1 pseudogene is annotated in these 222 nt (G+C 66.7%); it reads left to right on the forward strand.

The features are described from left to right. Nucleotides 1-69: 69 nt before the first annotated feature. A pseudogene (locus H2O73_RS24605) lies at nt 70-120 on the forward strand (hypothetical protein); the annotation flags it as partial. Nucleotides 121-222: the final 102 nt, after the last annotated feature.

A 222-nucleotide genomic window follows, 5' to 3' on the forward strand; every position in this document is an offset into this window, starting at 1 on the left:
GACCTGCTGGACCGCAAGGCCCTGCGCCTGAGCGAAACCAGGTTCCTGGTGCTGGACGAGGCCGACCAGATGCTGGATCTCGGCTTCATCCATGCCCTGCGCAAGATCGCGCCGCTCCTGCCCGCGGAACGCCAGACCATGCTGTTCTCGGCCACCATGCCCAAGCAGATGGAAGAGCTCAGCCGCGCCTACCTGACCGACCCTGTGCGGGTCGAGGTCGCG

It is taken from the genome of Vibrio marinisediminis (assembly GCF_014050145.1).
Lineage (GTDB): Bacteria > Pseudomonadota > Gammaproteobacteria > Enterobacterales > Vibrionaceae > Vibrio > Vibrio marinisediminis.